2 protein-coding genes and 1 pseudogene are annotated in these 5,408 nt (G+C 59.5%); 2 read left to right on the forward strand and 1 reads right to left on the reverse strand.

The features are described 5' to 3' along the window. The first annotated feature begins 453 nt into the window (after nt 1-453). A complete protein-coding gene (locus SM191_RS19100; protein ID WP_341507595.1) occupies nt 454-1,953 on the forward strand; it encodes an esterase/lipase family protein in 1,500 nt (499 codons plus the stop codon). After that, entirely contained in the window at nt 1,950-4,538 is a 2,589-nt protein-coding gene (locus tag SM191_RS19105) for an AAA-like domain-containing protein (RefSeq protein ID WP_341507596.1), read from the forward strand. The genes SM191_RS19100 and SM191_RS19105 overlap by 4 nt, the downstream gene beginning before the upstream one ends. A gap of 40 nt (nt 4,539-4,578) precedes the next feature. Here SM191_RS19105 and SM191_RS19110 read toward each other — a convergent pair. Continuing rightward, nucleotides 4,579-5,289 (reverse strand): annotated as a pseudogene (locus SM191_RS19110) (IS3 family transposase); the annotation flags it as partial. Between the last annotated feature and the right edge of the window lie 119 nt (nt 5,290-5,408).

Consider the following 5,408-nt stretch of genomic DNA (forward strand, 5'->3'; position numbering starts at 1 on the left):
CAGCGCAAAACCCCAAAACCCCATAGGTCACCCAGCGTGGCCCGCGGCTTCCTGCTTTGGAGGATATCGTACACCTGCCGGTGCCCGATTTCCTTCACAGACCCGGTCGTTCACTACATCCGCGCTGAACGTCCGGCTCTAGCGGGAGCTGCCGATGGGACGCGCCAAAGCAGACCGTCAGGAAGGCGCCTAAGATCGGCCTTCGTCACCATCATTCTCAATCCCAAAACCTGCCGTTCATTCGGGCTGCCGGTTTCGTCAAACGGAAGGACGGAGTTGACGACGAAAACTCTTTGAGGGGATTGGAGGAAATGATCTGGTTGAAATCGCGAAATCTTCATGCTTCACCTTACCACGAGCGTTTCGCGATCGGCTGAGCGGACCTGCTGCGGTGTTTAAGTCGAATTGAGGAACGTGGTGTCGATGGGAGAGAGTGCAGGGGCGGCCGGGGCAATGCGGCCCGCGCTGACGGGACCAGGAAATGACCATGCTATCGTCTTCATTCATGGACTTGGCGGATCGCCCGATTCCACATGGAGCCCGCTAATCGACCTGATAGGCGGCGATTCCGCCTTTAACCACGCAACCCTCGACTGCTATGCGTACCCAACCAGTCTCTGGGCGTTGCCCCGACAGTTGTTCGCGCCGCCGCCGGGCCTACAGGAAATTGTGGAAGGGTTGCAGACCTTTCTGCATGATCGTTTCGCTGGATTCAAGCGGGTGGATCTCGTTGCGCACAGCCTGGGCGGCATCGTTGCGCGCGCCTGTGTCATCAAGGAGTTGCGCGCTGGCGCGCTCCTGCCCCTTCGCAAATTAGCGCTGATCGCCGTGCCTAACACCGGCTCAAGCCTCGCCGCCGTCGGGCGGCAGGTTAGTTTCCGACATGTGCAGTTGAAGGCATTGGCGCGCGGCAGCGCAGAGCTGAGCACCATCGACGAAGCGTGGCAAACCGAAGCGGTCCCAGAGCGGATCGATGTGCAATATATCCTCGGCGGACAGGATCGCTGTGTTTCCCGCGAGAGCGGCTGCAATGACACGGCGGTCCGGCCCATGATGCTGATCAAGGCCAATCATCGAAATATCGTCTCGCCCGTCGACCGCCATGACGGCCGCTACACCATCCTGACAAGATTTCTGCTTACTGGGACAACGCCACGCTCGGTGCCGCTGCGCTCGGCCGATCCGCTGTTCGAAATTTACAAGCCCGAGCACGAACCCTATTATATTGAACGGGATTTCGACCTTGGTCTGGCCACAGCTATCTCCGCCGGGAACGTTTGGGTCTGTGGCAACAGCGGCGTCGGTAAGACGGCGGCGCTGCGTCGGGCGGTTGATCGCAATCGCTGGGGCATGTCGCCCATCAACCTGTCGAGCTATGAGGATTGCAGCCCTCTCGGCATGATCTGCGCGCTAGCCGATGAGCTTGCGCTGCTCGCGACCGCCCGCCCGGCGCAACTCGCGGAGCGTAGTTTCGAGGCAGCTTGTCGCAGCATCCGCGCGAGTCTCGGCGCTCTTTGCGCAGATGAGACGCGAGCCGTGATCGTCGAGGAAATTCCGCTTGGTGAAAACGCGCTTCCAGAATTTCTCGACTATCTGTCGCGCCTACTGCACGCAATCAGTGGCGAAAATCGCGTTGCTGACCGGCTGGTTTTCGCCTTCTCGTCGATCGTCGACCTGTCGATGACCGGCTCGGCCATTTCCGCCAAGACCCGCGAGTGTTTCCAGATCCTGCCGGACCCAAACTGGTCGCTCGACCATCTGCGCAAGCTCACTCGCATGCTCGCCGGTAATCTGGACAGGCCGTTCTCGGTTACTGATATTGAACGGATTTGCATTGCGGCAGAGGGACGGCCACGCTTTGTGAAGCAGCTATTCCGCCAGTATCGCAATCGCAGCATTAAAGGTGATTCATTGGATGCGCTGATCAGTCAGCTGCAGGGCGAGCAGCTATGACGGGCGTCGCCAAGCGCCTGCGCGCACTCACCATCGTGCCGGACGCGCTCTATGTGAGGCGCGACGCGGACCGGCAGCTTGAGCGGGTCATCGATGATATGGGCCGGCCAGCCTATATCCTGGTCGCGCGGCAGATGGGGAAGACCAATCTGCTCTTGCACATGAAGCGCCGCCGCGAGGCAGTCGGCGATGTCGCCTGCTATTTCGATCTGTCGACGCGGCATGCCACGCTGCAGGCGTTTTTCAGGGCGATAATCGATGCCGTAATCGACGCGCTCGACGCGGGAGGACTGCGCCAGGCCATTAAAGAAGAGCGCAAAGAGGGGATGGAGCCCAACGTAGAGTTCGACATGCATTTACGGCATCTGCTTGAAGCCGTCCAGCCGCAGCGACTCATTCTCTTCCTCGATGAGATCGATTCTTTGATCGGTGTGTCCTATTCAGATAAAGTCCTGGCACAAATTCGAAGCATGTATTTTGCACGCGATAATTACGATATTTACAATAGGCTGACCTATGTGCTGTCGGGTGTCGCCGAGCCCGCGGATCTCATCAAAGACAAGAACATATCGCCGTTCAATATCGGCGAGAAGGTCTACCTCGAGAATTTTAGCTTGTCGGAACTGGGTGCGTTCTTGCGACAAGCGAATCTCAGTTTGCCACCGTCACTGATAGAGCGCGTATTTCATTGGACATCCGGTAATCCGCGCATGTCGTGGGACATCTGCTCGACGATCGAGGATATGATGGGAGCGGGCGAGTGGCTCACGCCTGACCACGTCGACGAAGCGGTGGAGCGGGTCTATCTGCGCGACTTTGATCGGGCACCCGTCGATCATGTGCGCACCCTCGTGCGCGCCGACCCTGGCCTACGCGATGCCTTGATGTCGATGCATTACGGTAAGGGGAATACGCTAGACGACGCGATACGAGGCCGCCTGTTCCTCGCTGGGATCACCAAGTCGGGAAGCGCCTCGCCCGATTTCAACAACCGTGTCGTGGCCGAGGCATTGCAGCCGGACTGGCTTATACGGTTGGCCGGCGACCATGCTAGCGCGGTCGACGCAGCCAGCCGTCTGTACGTCGAGCATGATTACAGCGGTGCTGTCAGCCTGTTCGAAAAATATTTGGGGCACGGAGGGGACGGCCGCAGTGATCTAACCGCCGCGCAATTGATGCAGTTCGGTATCGCGCTTCACCATTTGCAGCGGTTCGATGAGGCTGAGCAGCGGTTGAAGGACGCGCTGACTGCGTCCGGTGCGCCGGATCTTCGCATGCCGATCCTGTTCTATCTTGCCTCCGCCAAATTGCTCGGTGGCGATGCTGCGGCCAGCGTTGCTCTTTTCGAGGAGGTCGCGTCGCGGCCCGGCGATTTCGAGTTCATCGCCAAGCAAGCTTTGGCCAGTGCATTGATCTCGGTGTCCGCACGCACCCACGCCGAGCGTATCATTAGTTTGGCCGAGGAGGTCGTTGGTCGCGATAGCGCCCGGGCTGACGAGACCGCGCTCGAACTAACCGCTTCCGCGCTTTACAACCAAGCGTTGGCACATCTCGCCTCAGGTGGCCGTGCCTTCGCTCTTGAAGCGCTGCAGCGGGCGCTGGAACTCGCGCCGTCGGATCTGGTGCCCGGCATCTATCTGAGGCTGATTGACGTAGTCGATAATCCTTCTGACAAAAGTGCAGCGCTCGCGCGTGTGGTCGTGCTGCTTGAGCAAAATCTACCCATCGCCCGACGTTACGGCGCAACCGGGCTCACCTTCACTAATGTTACCCTCGGGGCGCTCGTGGCGAAGGCCTTAGTGATCGACGATCAAGACTCTGCGGCTCGCCTCATATCGCTCGCCAAGAAGTCTCTGAATGAGCCTTCGATTGGTCGCATTGCCGTGCGGGTCCTCTCTTCTGCAGGCCCGAATACAGATCACGCCGCACTTCGCCCGCTGGTTGAAGCCGGCCTTGCGGACGCTGAGCAGGACATGCTCGCGGGGGTCGATATTCTGGCTCTCGCCAAGGCGGGTGTGCTGTCCGCCAGTACAGCGGGACGCGAAGACGCTTTCGACCGCTATGTCCGCCTAGTTAGCGCGCATATGGCAAGCTTCATATTCGATGAGAGTGACGGCCTAATCTGCATGGGGGAGGTCACCAGAGCCGCAACCTTGGGTGACCATGCTCGCATGCAGCGCGTAACCGGCTTCTTCGACGGTTTTCGAGAGGTTTTTCTGCGCAGCCAAGCGTTCATCTATCTGTTCTACGTTAATCAGAAGATGACTTACTACGGGCGGAATGAGCCAATGGAAGCCAATCGGTTGGCGCAGGAAATAATAGAAATATTGGAAGACCCCGCAGCGACTCAGTCCGACCTCTCGGATCCGGCGCTCCAATCGTTCGTCGCACAAATCGAAACATCTGCGCGCTCGACCCTCCTTGCCTCAGTACCGGATAGATTCCGCAAATTGAGGCGCAACCAAGTCGTGCGGTACCGGGACACGCGAACTGGCCAGGAGAAAATGGCCAAGTTCAAGAAGGTCGAACGGGAGCTACGCTCCGGAGTGTTCGTTCTAATCTCTCCAAACCTCGCGGAAACTTAACGCCGGGAGGTGAGTTGCTGCCGGTTCCGCGGACACGAGGTTAAGCTACCTGCGCTTGCCGCTCGAAGTCCATGGGGCTGAGGTAGCCCAGGGTCGAGTGGCGGCGCGTCGGATTGTAGAAGCGCTCGATGTAGTCGAACACGTCGGCCTTTGCGTGATTGCGGGTTCGATATGTTTTCCGTCCAACCCGCTCGGTCTTCAGCGAGGAGAAGAAGCTCTCCATCGCCGCGTTGTCCCAGACGTTGCCCGACCGACTCATCGAGCAGGTCACGCCGTTGTCGGCCATCAGCCGCTAGAACTGCTCGCTGGCGTATTGGCTGCCCTGGTCCGAGTGGTGCAGTAGGGCGTCGGGCTTCCCGCGCCGCCAGATCGCCATGATCAGGGCATCGGTGACGATCTGGGCGGTCATGGTGTTGCTCATCGACCAACCTATCACGCGCCTGGAGAACAGGTCGATGACGACGGCGACGTACAGCCAACCCTCGGCGGTCCGGATGTAGGTAAAGTCCGCGATCCACCTTTGGTTGGGCGCCTCGGCGGTGAACTGGCGATCGAGGAGGTTGTCGGCAATGGCCGACCGCAGGCCGTCGTCCTTGGGTAAGCCGCGACGCCGGGGTCTAGCCTTCAGACCGTGAACACGCATCAGCCGTTCGACGCGATGCAAACCACATGAGAGGCCTTCGGCCAGAAGGTCGTGCCAGACGCGGCGTGCGCCGTACGTCCGATAGCTGGAAATGAAGCTGGCACGAACCCTGGCGCCGAACTCCTCGTCGGGGAGTGTCAGGAATTTCGTGTGCGGGCGGGCATAAAGGGGAAGAAGGAGACCCGATATGTCCCGACGCAAAGAGCCTGCGATACCGAACGAGTTAC

This window comes from Sphingomonas sp. 2378, assembly GCF_038084995.1.
Classification (GTDB): domain Bacteria; phylum Pseudomonadota; class Alphaproteobacteria; order Sphingomonadales; family Sphingomonadaceae; genus Sphingomonas.